The sequence below is a fragment of the Paenibacillus sp. alder61 genome, assembly GCF_020179875.1.
Lineage (GTDB): Bacteria > Bacillota > Bacilli > Paenibacillales > Paenibacillaceae > Fontibacillus > Fontibacillus faecis.
Map to the genome: position 1 here is coordinate 80,193 of NZ_JAIUDG010000011.1, position 19,141 is coordinate 99,333.

15 protein-coding genes are annotated in these 19,141 nt (G+C 44.6%); 1 reads left to right on the forward strand and 14 read right to left on the reverse strand.

What is annotated here, in order from left to right; genetic code table 11:
- Positions 1-135: 135 nt before the first annotated feature.
- The 12 genes from LBW89_RS13120 to rfbH all read right to left on the reverse strand — a co-directional run bounded on the left by LBW89_RS13120 (position 136) and on the right by rfbH (position 14,630).
- A complete protein-coding gene (locus LBW89_RS13120) occupies positions 136-1,029 on the reverse strand; it encodes a YitT family protein (protein WP_211373303.1) in 894 nt (297 codons plus the stop codon).
- 147 nt (positions 1,030-1,176) lie between these two features.
- Positions 1,177-2,290 (reverse strand): peptide chain release factor 2 gene (prfB, locus tag LBW89_RS13125; RefSeq protein ID WP_148452869.1). Its coding sequence is split into 2 segments (ribosomal slippage): positions 1,177-2,217 and positions 2,219-2,290, totalling 1,113 coding nucleotides; the frame shifts between segments, so codons are not numbered across the junction.
- 109 nt (positions 2,291-2,399) lie between these two features.
- Entirely contained in the window at positions 2,400-4,907 is a 2,508-nt protein-coding gene (gene secA, locus LBW89_RS13130) for a preprotein translocase subunit SecA (RefSeq protein WP_148452871.1), read from the reverse strand.
- A gap of 281 nt (positions 4,908-5,188) precedes the next feature.
- Positions 5,189-5,740, reverse strand: coding sequence for a ribosome hibernation-promoting factor, HPF/YfiA family (gene hpf, locus LBW89_RS13135; RefSeq protein WP_148452872.1), 552 nt, complete (start codon positions 5,738-5,740; stop codon positions 5,189-5,191).
- A gap of 131 nt (positions 5,741-5,871) precedes the next feature.
- A complete protein-coding gene (locus tag LBW89_RS13140) occupies positions 5,872-6,435 on the reverse strand; it encodes a VanZ family protein (protein ID WP_148452874.1) in 564 nt (187 codons plus the stop codon).
- Between the two features lie 136 nt (positions 6,436-6,571).
- Positions 6,572-7,666, reverse strand: a complete 1,095-nt coding sequence (locus LBW89_RS13145) for a glycosyltransferase family 4 protein (RefSeq protein WP_148452876.1) — start codon at positions 7,664-7,666, stop codon at positions 6,572-6,574.
- Between the two features lie 438 nt (positions 7,667-8,104).
- Positions 8,105-8,302, reverse strand: a complete 198-nt coding sequence (locus tag LBW89_RS13150; protein WP_007132290.1) for a cold-shock protein — start codon at positions 8,300-8,302, stop codon at positions 8,105-8,107.
- A gap of 518 nt (positions 8,303-8,820) precedes the next feature.
- Positions 8,821-9,927, reverse strand: a complete 1,107-nt coding sequence (locus tag LBW89_RS13155) for a hypothetical protein (RefSeq protein ID WP_148452878.1) — start codon at positions 9,925-9,927, stop codon at positions 8,821-8,823.
- A 356-nt stretch (positions 9,928-10,283) separates the two neighbouring features.
- On the reverse strand, positions 10,284-11,171 hold the full coding sequence (locus tag LBW89_RS13160; RefSeq protein WP_148452880.1) for an NAD-dependent epimerase/dehydratase family protein: 888 nt from the start codon (positions 11,169-11,171) through the stop codon (positions 10,284-10,286).
- Between the two features lie 17 nt (positions 11,172-11,188).
- On the reverse strand, positions 11,189-12,268 hold the full coding sequence (gene rfbG / locus LBW89_RS13165) for a CDP-glucose 4,6-dehydratase (protein WP_148452882.1): 1,080 nt from the start codon (positions 12,266-12,268) through the stop codon (positions 11,189-11,191).
- Positions 12,258-13,061, reverse strand: coding sequence for a glucose-1-phosphate cytidylyltransferase (rfbF, locus tag LBW89_RS13170; protein ID WP_148452884.1), 804 nt, complete (start codon positions 13,059-13,061; stop codon positions 12,258-12,260). Before rfbF ends, rfbG begins: the two co-directional genes overlap by 11 nt.
- 12 nt (positions 13,062-13,073) lie before the next feature.
- Positions 13,074-14,630 carry a lipopolysaccharide biosynthesis protein RfbH gene (gene rfbH / locus LBW89_RS13175; RefSeq protein ID WP_225039313.1) on the reverse strand — a complete coding sequence of 519 codons (1,557 nt, stop codon included), beginning with the start codon at positions 14,628-14,630 and terminating at the stop codon, positions 13,074-13,076.
- 287 nt (positions 14,631-14,917) lie between these two features.
- On the opposite strand from rfbH, the gene LBW89_RS13180 reads away from it, so the two are divergent.
- Positions 14,918-16,786: a glycosyltransferase gene (locus tag LBW89_RS13180; protein WP_148452886.1), complete on the forward strand. Its 1,869-nt coding sequence runs from the start codon at positions 14,918-14,920 to the stop codon at positions 16,784-16,786.
- 200 nt (positions 16,787-16,986) lie between these two features.
- On the opposite strand, the gene pseC is transcribed toward LBW89_RS13180, so the two are convergent.
- Positions 16,987-18,156 (reverse strand): UDP-4-amino-4,6-dideoxy-N-acetyl-beta-L-altrosamine transaminase, encoded by a 1,170-nt coding sequence (gene pseC, locus LBW89_RS13185; protein ID WP_225039314.1) that lies wholly within the window; start codon positions 18,154-18,156, stop codon positions 16,987-16,989.
- Between the two features lie 31 nt (positions 18,157-18,187).
- Positions 18,188-19,141, reverse strand: a complete 954-nt coding sequence (locus tag LBW89_RS13190) for a dTDP-glucose 4,6-dehydratase (protein WP_225039315.1) — start codon at positions 19,139-19,141, stop codon at positions 18,188-18,190.

Here is a 19,141-nt window from a genome sequence, read left to right on the forward strand (position 1 = left end):
CCCAGCTTCTGCCGGCTTCTGCGGCAGTCTGGTGGCTGCGCCTTCTACGGCACTCCGCCGCTGCGGCTGCCCTGCAGCCTTGGCTCGCAGCTTTAGCCGCCAAGCCGCCGGCCAAGGCCCCTGCCTCACAGCTCTCTACCCCTGCTCCGTGCGCTTGAATCCCTCGCCCAACACTTCGTGGGCGTTGGTAATAATAACAAACGCTGTTGGCTCCAGCTTTTGGACGAGCGTTTTGAGCCGCGTCACCTCGCTCTGGCCGACGACGACCATCAGCACGGTCCGGTCATCCCCCGTGTAACCGCCGCGGGCGCTCAGCTTCGTCAGCCCCCGGTCCAGCTCCGACAGGACCGCCTCGGAGATGGCTTCGGTATTTTCCGCGATAATATAAGCCACTTTGGTGTAATTGAAGCCCAATTCGATGGAATCGATAATCTTGCCGGTGATGTAAAGACCGATCAAGGCGTACAGCGCCTTTTCCGGAGAAAGGATAAAACCGGCCAGCGCAATCACCGTTCCGTCCATCAGGACGACGCAGACCGACAGGCTGAGGCCGCTGTATTTTTGAATGATTTGGGCCAGGGTGGACAGCCCGCCTGTCGAACCGCGGCCGCGGAACACGATGCCGAGTCCCAGACCGACGCCGATTCCGCCGTAGAGGGAAGCCAGCAGCGGGTCGGTGGTCGGAACGGGGAAATCGCGCGTAATAAACACAAACAGCGGCAGGACCACCGTTCCGAGCAGGGAGCGGATCGCATAGTCGCGCCCCAGCAGCAGGAAACCCGCGATAAACAGCGGGATGTTCAAAGCCCACTGCGTATAAGCCGGCTCGATGCCGAACAGCGACTGGGCGATGACCGACAAACCGGACACTCCGCCCGAAGCGATATGGTTCGGTACGAGAAACAGGTTAAAGGCCAGTGCGGTAATGAACGAACCGATAATAATCATCAATGTATCGATCGTATGCCTTACCGGACCGGTGACGGGAATATATTCATTGAATCTGCGTTTGCGGGTTTTTGGCGGCACCCCTGCCCCTCCTCACTTATCCAAAAAAATTCCTACACCCCCGGCAATCCGCCCTGCCGCCGCGAGCAGCGGGCTCCCGCTTCTCTTCCGGCACATAGGCTTTGCCTTGGTGTAGGAAATCGATTTATCTCTCGGTAAACCTCCGGCTTAGTTCGCCTCGGTTTTGATCTGGCTCCGCAGGTATCCGTCGATGAACGCATCCAAATCGCCGTCCATCACGGCCCCGACATTCCCGGTCTCCACGGAAGTACGATGGTCCTTGACCATGCTGTACGGGTGGAATACATAAGAGCGGATCTGGCTGCCCCACGCGATATCGGATTGCTCGCCGCGGATTTCGTCCAGCTCCTTCTGTTGTTCTTCCAGTTTCCGTTCGTACAGCTTGGAGCGGAGCATCGTCATCGCGCGCTCCCTGTTCTTGATCTGCGAGCGTTCATTCTGGCACGTCACAACCACCCCGGTTGGCAAGTGCGTGATCCGCACGGCCGAGTCGGTCGTATTGATGTGCTGACCGCCGGCGCCGCTGGCCCGGTACGTATCGATTTTCAGATCCTCCGTGCGGATCTCGATTTCGATGTCGTCCGTAATTTCCGGCACGACGTCGCAGGAGACGAACGAGGTATGTCTGCGGCCGGAGGAGTCGAACGGCGAGATGCGGACGAGCCGATGGACGCCTTTTTCCGCCTTCAGGTAGCCGTAAGCGTTATACCCCTTGATCAGCAGGGTTACGCTCTTGATTCCGGCTTCGTCGCCGGGCAGGTAATCCAGCGTCTCCACTTTGAAGCCGCGTTTTTCCGCCCACCGCGTATACATCCGCAGCAGCATTTGGCCCCAATCCTGGGATTCGGTACCTCCGGCGCCCGGGTGAAGCTCCAAGATGGCGTTCATTTTGTCGTACGGCTGGCTGAGCAGCAACTGAAGCTCGAAATCCTCCAGCTTCTTCAATAGCGACGCCACCGAGGCGGCGATTTCTTCCGCCAGCGACTCGTCGCCTTCCTCCTCGGCCAACTCCGCCATCATTTCGGCATCGTCATACTCCTGCTGAAGAGCGGTATACTGGTCGACGGAAGACTTGACGGCGTTCAGTTCCGCAATGACGCTCTGCGCCTTGTCGTTGTCGTCCCAGAAATCGGGGGCGGCCATCTTTTCCTCAAAGTTCGCGATCATTTCCTGTTTGAGGTCTAAGTCAAAGAGACCCCCTAAGATTGGATAATTTCTTGGTTATTTCACGCATGTCCTGTTTCACGTTAGGATCGATCATGCTGGAACTCCACCTTTCGTCATCACATAATATGCAAGCAGAAACGGGGATGCCATCCGACGGACGGCCCCCCGCTTTATCCTTAAACTACCCGAGCCCGTTCTGCTCCTTAAGCGTTCTGTCCGTGGCAGTGTTTGTACTTCTTGCCGCTGCCGCATGGGCAAAGATCGTTGCGTCCGATTTGATCTCCGCGCTGTACCGGACGTTTCTCGGCCGGCTCGCCGCTGGTAGAGATTTTGTCTTCGTCCACGACCGCCTGACGCTCCTGATTGCTCTCCACTTGCGCCTTCATAATGTACGTGGCCACTTCCTCCTGGATGCTGGCAACCATCTGGTTGAACATCTCGTAGCCTTCGAACTGGTATTCGCGAAGCGGATCCGTACCGCCGTAGGCGCGAAGATGAATCCCTTGACGCAGCTGATCCATGGCGTCGATATGGTCCATCCATTTGCTGTCGACGGAACGAAGGGCGATAACCTTCTCGAACTCACGGACCATTTCCGATCCCAGCGCTTCTTCGCGGGCATCGTATTTCTGCATGACGCGTTCAAAAATGAACTCGATCATCTCGTCCGGCTCTTTACCCCACAAATCGTCTTTCGTCAGTGCGCCTTCTTCCAGCAGCTTGCTGTTCACATAATCCGCAACCTCTTGCAGTTCCCAGTTTTCCGGAATTTCATCCGCCGTGTGCGCTTGAACGACGCGTTCAATGACCGGCTTGATCATATCGATGATCAGCGGCTTGATGTTCTCGGATTCCAGCAGCTCGCGGCGCTGTTTGTAAATGATCTCCCGCTGTTGGTTCATGACGTCGTCGTACTGCAATACGACTTTACGTACATCGAAGTTGTTGCCTTCCACCCGTTTTTGGGCGGATTCGATCGCGCGCGTAATCATTTTGCTCTCGATCGGCTGATCTTCTTCGAAGCCTAGGCGGTCCATCATGTTCAGCACGTTGTCCGCCCCGAACCGCTTCATCAGCTCGTCGCCCAGGGACAGGTAGAACTGGGTCGACCCCGGGTCACCCTGACGTCCCGCCCGGCCGCGCAGCTGGTTATCGATCCGGCGGGATTCATGCCGCTCGGTCCCGATGATGTGCAGTCCGCCCAGCTCGGCCACGCCTTCGCCCAGCAGGATGTCCGTACCGCGGCCCGCCATGTTGGTGGCGATGGTCACGGCTCCCGCCTCACCGGCGCGGGAAATGATTTCGGCTTCCTCGGCATGGTACTTCGCGTTCAGGACTTTATGCTTGACGCCTTTGCGCTTCAGCATTTCCGCAATCCGCTCGGAGTTCTCGATCGAAACCGTACCGACGAGCACCGGCTGGTTGTTCTTATGCCGGTTGACGATTTCGTCGACCACCGCTTTGAACTTGCCGTCCACGCTCTTGTATACCACGTCCGGCATATCCTGACGACGGTTCGGCCGGTTTGTCGGCACCTGCAGAACTTCCAGGCCGTAGATTTTCTTGAACTCTTCTTCCTCCGTTTTCGCCGTACCGGTCATCCCGGCCAGCTTGCGGTACATCCGGAAGTAGTTCTGGAACGTGATCGTGGCCAGTGTCATGCTCTCGTTCTGAACCTCGATGCCTTCCTTCGCTTCGATCGCCTGATGCAGACCGTCGCTGTAACGGCGGCCCTGCATGATGCGCCCCGTAAATTCGTCGACGATCAGGACTTCGTCTTCGGTGACCACGTAGTCCACGTCGCGGCGCATGATCACGTTCGCTTTAAGCGCCTGCACCACGTGATGGTTCAGCGTGATATGGTTAGGATCGTACAGGTTGTCGATGCCGAACGCCTTCTCGGCTTTGGCCACCCCTTTTTCGGTCAGGGCTACGGCCTTCACCTTGATATCCACGGTATAGTCTTCTTCCGGCTCCAGCCGTTTCACAAAACGGTCCGCCGCATAGTAGAGCTCGGTCGATTTCTGAGCTTGTCCCGAAATGATCAGCGGCGTCCGGGCTTCATCGATAAGAATGGAATCGACTTCGTCAATGATACAGAAATAGAGCGGGCGTTGTACCATCTGTTCCTTGTACAGCACCATATTGTCGCGAAGGTAGTCAAACCCGAATTCGTTATTCGTGCCGTAAGTGATATCGCAAGCGTAAGCTTCCTGTTTCTCGTGATGTTCCATCCCGTTCAGGTTAACCCCGACGGTCATGCCGAGGAAGTTATAAATTTGCCCCATTTGCTGGCTGTCCCGCTGCGCCAAATAATCGTTGACGGTTACGACATGAACGCCTTGACCCAAGAGCGCATTCAAATAAACCGGCAGGGTCCCGACCAGGGTTTTACCTTCACCGGTTTTCATTTCGGCGATTCTTCCTTCGTGCAAGGCCATCCCGCCGACCATTTGCACATCAAAGTGGCGCATGCCCAGCGTTCTCTTCGAAGCTTCTCTCACTGTGGCAAAAGCTTCCGGCAGGAGCTCATCCAGCGTTTCGCCCTTCTCGATCCGTTCCCGGAACTCGGTCGTCTTCGCTTTCAGTTGCTCATCCGAAAGAGCTTCAAATTGCGGTTCCAATGTATTGATATAATCTACCGTTTTCATAAGACGTTTGACATCACGTTCGTTCGTGTCGCCAAATATCTTTTTCATAATTCCCAGCATGGTTTACCCCTTTCACGCAAAAACAGATGATTTGCCTAAATTGTAACAGTTTGTAGAGCGTGCCGCAACAAGCGGCGTCATGGCATAAATGCCGCCAAACCCTCTTCTATACGAATAAAGAGCCCTATCCGCAGGCGGATAAAGGCTCGTTCCTTGGACTTCAATTGAAACAATTACCACGAACATTCAAACAATCGTCATGTTTGGATACGTTATAATGGCTGTTCAACCCTTATTATTCGGAGGTTGCAGGCTTGAGCCGGCACTTTGGCAATAACGCGCTATGCCTTCTCGATCAGCCCGTATTTGCCGTCGTTTCGTTTGTATACGACGTTGATTTCCTGCGTATCGATATTGGTGAAAACAAAGAAGTTATGACCCACCATGTTCATCTGCAAAATCGCCTCTTCCACATCCATCGGTTTCAGATTAAACCGCTTGGTGCGGACCAGTTCCAGCTCTTCGTCCGTCTCTTCCATCGTGGCTACGGTGTCGCTGCCGTTCTCGACGAACAGGGTCTTCAAGCTGCCTTCCTGGCGGAATTTGCGGTTGATCTTGGTTTTGTGCTTGCGGATTTGCCGCTCCAGCTTGTCCGCGACGGCATCGATCGATGCGTACATGTCATCGCTGCGGTCCTCGGCGCGAAGCACAGCTCCGGTGAGAGGGATCGTGACCTCTACCACGTGCAAGCCTCGTACGACACTCAAGGTGACGTTTCCATCGGAGATAGGGGGTGCATCAAAGTACTTGTCAAGCCGGCTGAGTTTCTTGTCCACGTATTCTCTCAAGGCCTCAGTCACTTCAATCTGCTGTCCACGAATACTATAATTCATTGGGCACTCCTCCTTTGCTTTGCACCTTCATTATAGCATAGATGTCAGCCCAAAGTAAAAAATGTTAACGGGACGTAAAACGCTCTCTTGGTCACTTCCCCCGTTCGATCTTGTGATCCATACGATCACGCTTAACGCGATTCGGAGGCCCGGGACGGGCCTCCTTCTTTCCTTCCGTTGTCCAACGGCCCCTTCCCTCGCTTATGCGCCAGCTTCCGCCCCGTTCTCCATCGCCAAAACAGAATCAGGACCAGCGCGCCGCAGACGGCCCCTGCAGTATCCAGCAGGACATCCTGAACCATTGGGGTGCGATCTGGGGTAAACGCCTGGTGCAGCTCGTCGGAGCACGCATAAAGGAAGGAGATGAACACAGCCAGAGTAAAGTCTCGCCCCCTCCGCCCGGAATTCAGCGCATAGAGGACGAACATTCCCAATAGTCCGTAGATGGAGAAATGGGCGGCCTTACGGATAAAAAATTCGATAAATCCCCCGATCCCCAAACTTTGTATACTCACTTCATGCCCCGCATAGGTAAACGAGAAGCCGCTTAGACGTTCCTTTACGGAGTGTTGTGTAATGCTTTTTTCAATGTCGGTTTTAAGGCTCTGCTGCTGATAGGGCTGCGATGAAAACACGAAAAGCAGCATCATGATCATCACGGCCGGAATCCATTTGTAAAGTTTGCGGAATTGCATGTCGGTCACCTCGTAAATACGGCCATAACTCGGCCGGTGTCTATACTTTTAATAGCAGCCGATTGTAATTTGTTTTAATTCTGCTATCTCCATTATAGACGAGCCAAGAAAGACAACGCCAGGCGGGCTTACCGATTCAAAATAATGACCCTATTTCCTCTAAATAAGTATTGATTATGACGCTCCGGTCGTATTCCTTGACCATTTTGGCCCGCCCCGCGAGTCCCATATACTCCTTCTCCGCATAGGGCAATTCAATGAACCGGTGGATTGCATCCATTAAACTGTTCGCGTTTTTGGCTTCAAAACCGAGCCCGCTGATCCCCTCGTCGAACGTTTCCCGGCATCCCGTCACCCGGGAGGCCAATACGGGCCGGCAGGTGGCCGCCGCTTCAAGCAGGACATTGGAGGCGCCTTCGTGATAAGACGGCAGGATCACCGCGTGCGCATTTTTGATGTACGAACGGACATCCCTCTGTTCGCCGTGGTACTTGATAATCCCGTAATTTTCGTATTCCGCCAGCTTTCTGCCCAAATGCTTCTCCTCCATGCCGCCCACGAGATGAAACCGAACGTCAGGATGCTGGCGCTTGATCCGTTTGGCCGCTTCCAGCAACTCGCCGACCCCCTTCGCTTTCATGATCCTGCCGACGAACAGAAAGTGGATAAGTCCGTCGGGAGGATACGCCTCGCCCCCATGCTCCTCCAGGTTGACCCCTGAACCGGGCAACAGTCGGGTCTTCGAGCGGACAATCCCTTTGTTTAAGAAGTACTGCCGGTTCGATTCATTTTGAAAGAATATGCAGGAAGCATTTTTCAAGCCCACCTTATAAAGCTTTAGCAGGGTCACTTGCAGCACCCCCTTGTTTTCCAAGACAGCGCCCGGATCCGTGATATTGGCCAAATACGGTGTGTTCGTGACCCGGCAGGCGACCCCGCCGTAAATGTTCGGCTTCACGGAATAAGTCAACACGGCGTCCGGCCTCAAGCCACGGATCGTGCGGATATAAAAGCGCAGCAGCCCCCCATCCCTTAAAAGATGGATTCCCCTGCGGTCGATGCGCGTACGGATGAACTTGCAGCCCAACTCTACCAAACGGGCCGTGTATTCGTCTTCAGGAAGCGAAATGTACACTTCATCGTTCTCGGCTATGAGCTTTTGCAACAGTTCTTTCCTGAATTGATACAAGCCCATCCCGGACTCTGCCAATACCAAAATTTTTCTGGCCATCCCTTTGCTCTCCTTGCCGGGACTCCCTTATAGTTCCCGCTCTTCGTGATATCTTAGTTCCTTCCTGGAAAAAATCATACTTCTTTTACGGAGGCGGGTTCTGTAGTCTGGGCTACAATTCGGGTAAATAAAACTTACACTCGTGGAGAAACGGAGTTATGTCTGTGATCACCAACGATCATCGGGAAGAGCAGTGCGTTTCTGGTCATTCTGCAACTTGGATAACGAGCTTTGAAAGGAATTCAAAATGGTGGGAATTCTTTTGGAACTGATGAATAGGGGTTGGGGAGGCGGATGCGTACTACCGGGTTGATGAGTTTTAGTATGGCCGCTGTGGAGTATACAAATAAAGACCCTAGGTTCCCCTAGGGTCGATAGCTAGCGAATCTTCAATTGTTAACCATCGTACCGTATATGTAGGTCGGCTGTGCCGGATGATTATAATTTGATTACGTTAGCGGCTTGCGGTCCACGAGCGCCTTCAACAATTTCAAACTCGACGGATTGGCCTTCTTCCAAAGTCTTGAAGCCTTCGGATTGAATTGCGGAGAAGTGTACGAATACGTCGCCGCCTTCTTCAGTCTCGATGAAACCATAACCCTTCTCTGCGTTGAACCATTTAACTTTACCTTGCATGCACTAACATTCCCTTCATTATCAAATAAGAGTGTGACCCTGTGACCAAGTCCACATTTCTGACTATACCACCCAAACTTATCCAGTGTCAATTCCCAAGGAAAAGGTTTTATTGTTAATAAATGTAACCCTGTGTCGAATTGACGCTTTAGGGAGTTAGTAAGCAGGTGTGGGTGGCGGGTCTAAGTTAGAAATACCCATTTCATCAAAACTTGAAACAGTTTTTCTCAATAAATAAAACTTCAAAGGCAACTTAGGGAATATTTTTTACGAGTTGGAACATTATTCACCTGACCCGTCCCCCTTTCACCTAAAAAGAAGTATAAGCTTGGCCTCCAAGTGAATATCATAAAAATCAAGTATTATGGAGTCGATTGTAGATACTCCTTAATACTATGATTTTAAAGGTTGATATAAAGCATAGGGGATTGCGAGAGAATACAACGCGGATAGAAGAAGCACCTATTTTTATTCCCTGGATATGGAACTAAAGTCTTGGAAACCACTAAAGATCTATGTTAATTATTCAACGATAAAGTCCTGATACTTTCGCTAGTACTTTTTAAAGTAGTCCATGTTAACCCATCCAGGGAATAAAGTAAGTTGTTAGCATATGATCCAACACATAAATTCGAACTTGAATCATACACAACATTATCAGCCTTTATGTTAGTAGATTGTTGACTACTCCATGTTTCACCGTCTATAGATTTCATAATGAATCCACCGCTACCGTACCATTTGTTCCCGTATAAGACGAATTCGTCATTGACGAGCACAAGAGAAGTAAAACTATCATAAATTGTCGAAACAGGAATTTTAATAGATTTCCAATTGACCGCGTCACTCGATGTTGCAACCCATTCCCATGAATGTCCATCTCGGCCATCTGTAAGAGCTATTACATATTTTCCATTACTATATTCCATCCCAACAGGAATTACATTATGCCCACTAATAAATCCATATTTCGGAGTGCCTACTTGCTGCCAATTAACCCCGTCCTCGGACTTTAACATATATAAATTAGTCCCCGCATTTCCAATTGTAAAAAAGGTATTGTTTAAATAATATACTTTAGTAATTGATCCACCGAATATTGTGGGTTTCTGATTTATATCGGTTACATCAAGATTCGATGAATGAGTTGTGGTGAAAGTCTCCCCGTTATCTTTAGATGTCATAATTACTGAGTAGTATCTATCCGTTCCTGGATATACCATCCCTCCAGCCGCTACTATAGTCCCGTTATAATCGGAGGCTATTGCTACTAATGGATCAGCGTTCCCCGCAACTTCTCTATAGTTGACTCCATCCGTGGATTTAAGAACTTTACCAGCATAATTCACCGAGGACTTTGATTCATCGTGTATGTAAGCTGTCATATAAGTGTCAGCCCCCGAAAAAGTTGATCCAGAATATACATAATTATAACTATACATTCTGGATGGAAAGACCAACTTTTCAAAGTTCCCTTTGATATTTCCACTTTTATTTATCCCGTTATTACTGTTACTTCCACCAAACATAATAGCGGGATAGGGAGTATCGGCACTAGCCTGACTTATAAAATTAGTATTGATAACTAGAAATAATGAAAATAAAATCAAACTGAATTTTTTCATAAGTTCTCCTCCTAAGTAATATGAATTGAAACCGCTATTATTTCTTTATCGTCATTAAAATACAATAAAAACCGATGCCCCCTCTCGACATAAAATCGGAGAAAAACAATGTTACACCCATATTTGTATTTTCCTGTATATATTATATCATAGTATGTAACATTGTGATACAAGGGTGATTGAAATTTGATATCATGCCTTTTTATAAATTACAGGAAATTAATTATAAAAGTGAAGGAAGGGAGGAATAAAAAAAGGAGCGCCTTGCATGATAGGATTTGAGGCACTAAAACACAAAAACCTAACATGAAGACGCCAACTTGGTGGAAGTCTCGTCGGAATTTAGCTATTATCATTCAAGTATTTAGGTGATTAATTATTTTTCTAATTCCGTCATCAATCCCATCGTTCCAACTCCAACCCAACTCATTTAATTTTAATGTATTTGCATATGAATCCATGATTTCCGATTCTCGATACGGTAAAGCACCAAATTTCAGCTTGGTTTTAGAGTTTGTTAAAAGATGGGCTGATTCAATAAAATGCCTTATTGATACACTCATTCCTCTTCCGATTTCTATCTCGTTGTAACAATCTGAAAATATATGTAAATTTTTTATCACAAGTCGATATGCAGAGGTAACATCATCTATAAATATAAAGTCTCTTTTTTGTTCCCCTAGAGTCAGATCCAGAGATGGTATATTATTCAACATTTGCGTAATCACATGAGTAGTGAATTTATTGGGGCCATCATTCGGTCCATAGACATGCTCTAAACGTGCATTTATGAATTTTGTCTCCTCTTTATTCTGAAAAAAGGGAACCAACTCTAAAAAATATCGTTTTGTTTTCGAATATGAACCGAGATACTTATAGTTTCGATGAGCTGGTTTATTGAAAAAGGTATCGGTATTTATAAATGCATTGATTTTATGTTCAAGAGCACTTTCCAATAACTTCATAGGGAAAACTACATTACTTTCTATTTGTTCGCTTAAAGACTCTCTACTGCCATAAGATGTTGCCGCGTGGATTACAACATCGATACTTTCATTTTCAAACACACTTTTAATTGTAGTTTTATCGATATCATACGACACTATTCTGTCTAAATAGTTAGAAATACGATCGGTGTTGGAGAAACTCCTTTTTATAATAATTACGTGATGATCATCCTCCAACAACCCTTTGACAAGGTGACTTCCTACGAAACCTGTTCCGCCAGTTACAAGAATTCTCATTGTCCCAATCCTCTAATTTATCGGCTGATATATTCAAGAATTTGATTCTCACAAACTTCTCTCATATCTCTTTCATTCATGTACGCATAATTCCACTCAATGATCTTTTCAATGGATTGTTCCAGTGACCATTTAGGAGCCCATCCCAATTTATACTTTGCTTTTGACCAGTCAAGTTTCAAATAATGCGCTTCATGAAACTGATTGTCACGCCTTATCTGGAAACTTGCCTTCCCATTGCCCCATTTGGAGCAAAATCTTTCAACAATCCACTGAACCGTTCTAGCATCATCGTCTTTCGGCCCAAAGTTCCAAGGTTCTGCATATTCGCAGCCGTAGAGATAAAGCTTTTCTGCCAGCACTAAGTATCCACCCAACGGTTCAAGTACATGCTGCCAGGGTCTAATAGAGTCGGGATTTCTGATAATAATGGGGCTATTGTTTAATAGAGACTTCACAATATCTGGTACAAGTCTGTTATTAGACCAGTCCCCTCCTCCAATGACATTACCAGCCCTTGCAGTGGCTATCGCTACCCCATGCTTTTCATAATTTTCTGAATTAAAGTAGGAGTTTCGATAAGAGGAGGTGACTAGCTCCGAACAAGCTTTACTGCTTGAATAGGGATCATACCCCCCCATCGGTTCATTCTCGCGATATCCCCAGTGCCACTCTTTATTTTCATAGCACTTATCTGTTGTCACGTTTATAACAGCCTTTATATTATTATCCGTTCTCCTAATCGCTTCCAGCAAGTTAACAGTACCCATAACATTTACCATATAGGTCTCAACCGGGTTAATATAAGACTCTGTAACAAGGGGTTGAGCCGCCATATGAATAACGATTTGAGGCCTAGCTTCCTTTAATGATTGTTCTAACAACTCTAAGTTCCTAATGTCACCAATTATACTTTTTTCTATAACCGATTCAATTTTACACGTTTCGAATAAATTTGGTGTCGTGGAAGGAGGTAATGAATAGCCCGTTACCTTAGCACCTAACCGCGTTAGCCACAATGATAACCAAGACCCTTTGAAACCGGTGTGCCCGGTCAAAAATACCTTCTTATCTTTCCAAAAGTTTTTATTTCTCATTGTTTGTCACCACATCCAAACCCCATGTTTTCCACGGAGCTCTCCCCATTTTCCATAACTCTTCAAGGAGGTTCTTGTCTCTGATAGTATCCATGGGTTGCCAAAACCCTTCGTGTTTATAACTCATTAATTCACCGTTTTTTGCCAATCCTTCTAATGGATCTTTCTCGAAGACAGTAGTATCATCAGAAATATAGTTGAAGACCTCCGGTTGCAAAACAAAGAAGCCAGCGTTAATCCAGGCTCCGTCTCCTTTGGGTTTTTCCTGAAAGCCTTTAACTTCATTGCTAGCAGTAATTGTAAGTGCGCCAAATCTTCCGCTTGGTTGTACCGTAGTTACCGTTGCAAGTCTTCCATAAAGCTTATGCTTCTCAACCAATTCCGTTAAATTAACGTCCGAAACCCCATCACCATAAGTAAGCATAAATGGCTCATTTCCTACATATTTTTGAATTCTTTTCACCCTGCCGCCGGTCATGGTATCTAAACCGGTATTCACTAAAGTTACCTTCCAAGGTTCCGCTGTATGGTTGTGAGTAATAAGTTCATTATCATTTCGAAAGTCAAATGTTACATCCGACTCATGTAAAAAATAATGAGCAAAATACTCTTTAATATAGTAACCTTTGTATCCTAAGCATATGATAAAATCATTAAATCCATAGAATGAATAATGCTTCATAATATGCCACAATATCGGACGTTCGCCTATTTCAATCATAGGTTTCGGCTTGAGATGTGACTCTTCACTTATCCTAGTTCCGTATCCACCCGCAAGAATAACTACTTTCACTACGAAGGCCTCCTAGTTAGCAGTTTTTGATAGAACAAATTCTCTTATCTTTTCGATTACATAATCAATCATGGCATTAGTTAGACCAGGATAAACCCCCACTAAGAATGTATCATGTAATATCTTATCCGTATTCGTTAAGTCCCCATACACTCTATAGTTAACACCTTGATATGCAGGTTGACGAATTAAATTTCCAGCAAAGAGCATACGTGTCTGAATTCGGTTTTCCTCAAGAAAATTAACGATTTCGTTCTTTGTAAACTTCGCCCCATCACGAACCGTCAATATGAATCCAAACCAACTCGGATCCGCATTGGCAGTTGCCCTAGGTAAAATGAAGTAATCCTCTAGATCTTTTAATCCCTGGTATAACCGATTGAAATTGTTTTTTCTTGCTTGGACAAAGTCAGGGACCTTCTTCAACTGTGCCACTCCAATAGCAGCCTGCATATCTGTAACTCTCAAATTGTATCCTATATGAGAATAGGTGTACTTGTGGTCATAACCGTATGGCAGAGACCCTAATTCCCAACCAAACCGTTTACCACACGTATTGTCACAACCCGAAGGGCACCAACAGTCCCGTCCCCAATCTCGGAAAGATTCAATTATAGTTTTCAACAGAGCATTATTGGTATATACAGCTCCCCCTTCCCCCATAGTCATATGATGAGGAGGATAAAAACTTGATGTTCCAATATGTCCGTGGGTGCCAGTTAATTTTCCATTGTAAGTAGATCCTAAGGCGTCACAATTATCTTCAACGACCCAGAGCTCGTATTTGTTGGCAATTTCAAGGACTTTATCCAGTTCAAATGGGTTACCCATGGTATGGGCAATCATAATCGCTTTTGTCTTTGGTGTAATAGCTCCTTCGATACGCTCCGCAATGATGTTATATGTTCCTAGCTCGACATCAATAAAAACTGGAATAGCTTTGTTTTGAACAATTGGACCAACTGTGGTGGGAAAGCCAGCCGCCACAGTAATAACCTCATCCCCCGGCATGATGCGCTTCTCTTTTAATTTAGGGGAAGTTAAGGCTGAAATAGCCAATAAATTAGCTGAGGATCCGGAATTTGTTAACAAAGCATATCTTACTCCCAAATACTCGGCAAATTCTTTTTCAAACTGCTTATGGTATCTTCCTGCTGTAAGCCAAAAATCTAATGAGGAATCGACAAGACTTCTCATTTCTTCTGCATTGTAGACTCTGCCTCCATAGACGATAGTAGTAGACTCATTATTATTTTTATTTGAGTGGAATAAGTTATGGTAATTTTCAACACTGTACAAAATCTCTAATCTTAAAATCTTCTCAAGCTCTTTCTTGTCTAGTTCTGAATAGAATTGAATGTCTTCTGAGTTCAAACTAACTTTTTCACGTATATCCAGATATAGCGGAGTAGCAAAATCAGAATGATTAATTTCTAGGTGATAATTGATGGAGAAATCTTCAGGTTGTTTCTTGTGTAACAAATAGCCATAAGCCATCTGTCCATTAGTAATTACTACATGACTATTAATACTTTTAACTAAGACCATATTCCCCTGTTGTTTTAACACTTTTGCGGCACTCCTTCTGACCCTATGCAATTTTAGAAATCCGTTCCGATAATTGGTCATAAAAAAACAGCTGACTGGCAGTTCAATTTACCCTATCTCATTATATACAGTATATCTAAATCAGGACTTAAGGGACATTATAAAGTTACCGAAGGATGCATATTCCATATAATTCAAAATCAGATAATAAATTTAATTTTAACGAATTGTCAAATTACAAAATTATACATCTCTCAATTGGATAAAGTTAATGCTATAATTTACTTAAAAAAGGTGCTGAATTGAAGATGACAGAAAAAGAATTATCAATACAAATCGATCAGGATCTACAAAAAATAGACAGTCTGTTAGACAGTCAATTGATTGATGAAGCATACACGGAGTATGTTAATCTTTTAGAAAAGATAGAAGGTAAGGAATATAAAGATATTAATCGTCAATATAAAGCTAAAGTTTATATCTCTTTTGCTTATTTTCTGTTCAGTGGGTCTCAATTCAACTCTTTTTTTGAAATGCTATTGAAAGCCCAGGAATACGGACACCCAAAAGATGAAATAGAAGAAGTAATTTTAGAAGCTTTTGTTAGGCCTAACCTTAATGAATTTAGAAATCTTTATGAGGCCAATATTAATTTCTTACATAAAAATAATTATATAGATATTGAAAAAATCATACATTTCGATGATCTACCATTCTGGCTCCTTCCCAATGGTATCCCTAATGAATACTATTTATATAATAAGAGTCAGAAGCTTCTACAAGATAAAGTGACTTTATTTACCTACAAGCAAGTACAATCTCTTCCGACTTTGGATGCCTTTTCAGACTATTTATTACTAGGGGATTGGAATTGGAATACTGTATTGGCATATAACAATTCCGCTAGAAAAAGAAGTAAAAAAACTTATGTCGTACTAAAAGATATTGAAAAATCCCTCTCATGCTTACAAGGTGCATTATTAAATAGTGCAATAATCTCTAATGTTGTGATATTTGATTCCCTTGATCGCTTCAGACAATATATGTCCAGTTCTGATTTATTTCTCCCAAGAAATATAATCAACTTATCTGACAGTAGTTCAATGCCTCAATATATTTTGGATGAAATTCATGATAACCGGATTCATAAGGATAATCGAAAGGGCAACCGCGTTTTGCTTAGCGTTTGTATTCCTAGTTACAACAGAGGAAAAAGAGCGTATGAAAATGTAGTTCATCTACTGCAATCCCAATACGATGAGGAAATAGAAATTATTTTATCTAATAACGGGACACAAAATGAAACAAAAGCATACTATGATAAAATAAGTGAAATTGAAGACGCAAGATTAAAATACTTTGCCTTTAACGAGAATCAAGGATTCGCCAGTAACTGCTGCAAAGTCTGCGAATTGGCAAGTGGAAAGTTTATATTATTGTTAAGTGACGAGGATCTTATCAATCTGAATAATTTGCATTTCATTATGAACAAATTATGTATCTCAAATGATACGATATCTGTAATGAGGACCTCCTCCACCACACAATACAACTTATCAAATTTGGTAGCGAATCCCGGAAGGGATGCCTTGATAAATTTTATGTTATCTTCTAATTATATGTCAGGTATTATTCTAAATAATAAACTTCTCAAAAATTATAGAGGAATCGAGTACATTAAAGAAAATCTAAATAACAGTGTTTGTTACTGGTATCCTCATATGTATTGGGAGTTATTGTTGTGCCAATATGGATTTGTTGAGAGTACAGATCTTGTTCTTGTAAACGAAGGAAAAGCTGAAAAGAGTGAATTCGATAAGTTAAAGATAGATGACGAAGTTGTAATACCCTATTATGCATCAATTAAAGGTCGATTGGAGCAGCACGAAGGGTTTACCCATATTTTTCGGGATCTAGAAATTTGCGCTAAGGACCCCGGCCTTTATAGGGAAATGTACCTTCAACTTTGTGCAAAAACTTTGTTTCTAACAACGGTTTCAATAAATGGATACTACAAAAGAACAAGTACGGACTATAAACAATTATATGAACAAGTGTACGAGTTTTGCTCAAGTGAAAGTTTCTATAAAACTAAGATTAGTAATACTAACGACAATTATCGAAGTGATCTAGAAATACTGGCTCAAATTTACGGCCACTTTAAAAAGTCGATATAAAGCATCTAGCGCTTCAAGCAGACGTAGGCACCGTATATATAATTAATCGCCTGAGTTCTTCCTATCTTTGTAAAAAGTTTAAGCGGCCCTAATCCTTTAGATTTAGGCCGCTTATTGGGCTTTTAGTTATCCCCTGCAAGAGAGAATTCTACTGATCACTCTGTCTTCCCATGTAATCAATTCGCTTGATTATATTCTCGCTACTTCTTACCTTTATATCTTCGGTAAATACTCTTCACAGCTGCAATTACACTACTAACATCATCATCAGTCATCTTGGGAAACAAAGGAATTGTAATAGCTGTTCGGTAGTAATTTTCAGCGTGAGTGCAAGGCTCGAAGGAATAGGGTAATTGTTTATAATACGGTTGATTGTAAACGGGAATGTAATGCACATTGACACCTATATTTTCATTACGTAATGCTTGGAACACTTCGCTTCGATCAAAATAATTAGCTTCCCACCTCGTCACATATAAATGCCAAGAGGATTGCGTGCCCTCAAGCTGATATGGGAGAATCAGGCCCTCCATATTGGATAATTCTTCGTTATAAATGTCTGCTATTTCTCTTCTTCTAGCCACAAAATAATCAAGCTTATCCATTTGTGAGATGCCGAGGGCTGCCTGCATATCAGTCATTCGATAATTATATCCTAGGGCCTGCATTTCATAATACCATGGGCCGTCATTTTGGGTTAGTTCATCAGGTTCTCTTGTCATCCCATGATTGCGGAATTGAAGAAGCTTCCGGTAAAACTCTATATTATTGGTTACAATCATCCCTCCCTCCCCAGTAGTTACATGTTTCACAGGATGAAAACTAAACATGGTCATGTCTGCCAATCCCCCAACCTTGTGACCGTTATAACTGGCACCAAGAGAGTGGGCTGCATCCTGTATAAAGATTAAATTATGATCACGTGCGATCATGGAGATGCGATCAGCCTCTACAGGTTGACCTGTTAAATCAACAGCAATAATTGCTTTGGTTTTATCCGTTATTTTAGTTTCTATCTGCTCAGGTGAAATGTTATAAGTACGCATATCTATATCTGCAAAAACCGGCGTTCCCCCTTGATATAGAACACTGTTACTGCTAGCTAAAAAGGTAATGGGACTTGTAATGACTTCATCACCGGGACCTATGCCTGCTGCATAGCACGCGCCGTGAAGGGCCGCTGTCCCATTGGTAAAAGCTACGGCATACATAGCCCCTACATACTTTGCCACCTTTGATTCAAATGCCTTAATAGCAGGCCCCTGTGTAATGAAATCTCCACGAAGCACCTCAACTACGGCGTTAATATCATCTTCATCCAGCCACTGTTGGCCATAAGGTAATAGGCTCGATCTTTTCCCCGTTTCCATTTCAGTCCCTCCTTTAAAGAGAAAGGCTGGCTCAAGCAAGCCCGCCTTCACTGATCCATTCTCTTGTTCTTTTTATCCCCTCTTCCAACGAAACCTGAGGTTCCCAACCAAGTAAATCTTTTGCCTTCCCTGAATTACAGAGGAGTTTCTGAATTTCGCTCTGGGGATGGATATGTGGTACATGTCTGATCCTTGAGGAGTCGCCTGCGATTAATAGAGCCAAGTCGTTCACGGAGATATCCCGGCCTAGACCGGCGTTCACAATTTCTCCATTTACCCGGTCATTAAAACCGGCAGCGACGACAAAGCGGGCACAATCTTCGACATACAACAGGTCTCTTGTTTGAGTGCCTTCACCATAAATGTTTAAAGTTTTACCTTCAAGGTCATTCTTTATAAAGATGGCCACTACTCCACCTTCACCACCCGTTTTCTGGAATGGCCCGTAGGTGTTAAATGGACGAATAACAACTGTAGGAAGACCATATGCGTAATAATAGGAAAGGACCATGTTCTCCGCCCCAATTTTCGCCCCTGCGTAAGGAGAGGCTGGCTTGGTAGGGTGATTCTCATCAATCCCCCTTTCATCATTACAACGATCATAAACCATACAGGTACTCATAAATACAACCTTGGTATTATGCTTACGGCATTGCTCTAATACATAGAAAGTTCCGATCGTATCATTATTGAAAGTTGTCCGCGGATCATCAATGGAGTCTTGAACGTTAATAGATGCTCCGAGGTGATAACAGATTGAGAATTTATTTTCCGTGAACAAATCATCAAGCAGTTTTTCGTCTAAAATACTTCCACGGACAAACGCTTTGAAGTTGGGGTATTCCATCAGTTTAGAAATATTAGATTCGCGCCCATTTGAGAGATCATCTAAGATCCAGAGATTATGTCCCTCGTCTAATAGACTTTTAGCAACCCAGCGGCCAATGAAGCCTGCGCCACCTGTAAGCAAGATATTTTTTGTCAA

Excerpts from the sequence above, each read along its gene's own strand:
- LBW89_RS13155 (WP_148452878.1), bottom strand. The coding sequence starts at position 9,927 with ATGAAAAAATTCAGTTTGATTTTATTTTCATTATTTCTAGTTATCAAT.
- secA (WP_148452871.1), bottom strand. The coding sequence starts at position 4,907 with ATGCTGGGAATTATGAAAAAGATATTTGGCGACACGAACGAACGTGAT.
- LBW89_RS13160 (WP_148452880.1), bottom strand. The coding sequence starts at position 11,171 with ATGAGAATTCTTGTAACTGGCGGAACAGGTTTCGTAGGAAGTCACCTT.
- pseC (WP_225039314.1), bottom strand. The coding sequence starts at position 18,156 with ATGGAAACGGGGAAAAGATCGAGCCTATTACCTTATGGCCAACAGTGG.
- LBW89_RS13180 (WP_148452886.1), top strand. The coding sequence starts at position 14,918 with ATGACAGAAAAAGAATTATCAATACAAATCGATCAGGATCTACAAAAA.
- LBW89_RS13140 (WP_148452874.1), bottom strand. The coding sequence starts at position 6,435 with ATGCAATTCCGCAAACTTTACAAATGGATTCCGGCCGTGATGATCATG.
- LBW89_RS13145 (WP_148452876.1), bottom strand. The coding sequence starts at position 7,666 with ATGGCCAGAAAAATTTTGGTATTGGCAGAGTCCGGGATGGGCTTGTAT.
- hpf (WP_148452872.1), bottom strand. The coding sequence starts at position 5,740 with ATGAATTATAGTATTCGTGGACAGCAGATTGAAGTGACTGAGGCCTTG.
- LBW89_RS13150 (WP_007132290.1), bottom strand. The coding sequence starts at position 8,302 with ATGCAAGGTAAAGTTAAATGGTTCAACGCAGAGAAGGGTTATGGTTTC.
- rfbG (WP_148452882.1), bottom strand. The coding sequence starts at position 12,268 with ATGAGAAATAAAAACTTTTGGAAAGATAAGAAGGTATTTTTGACCGGG.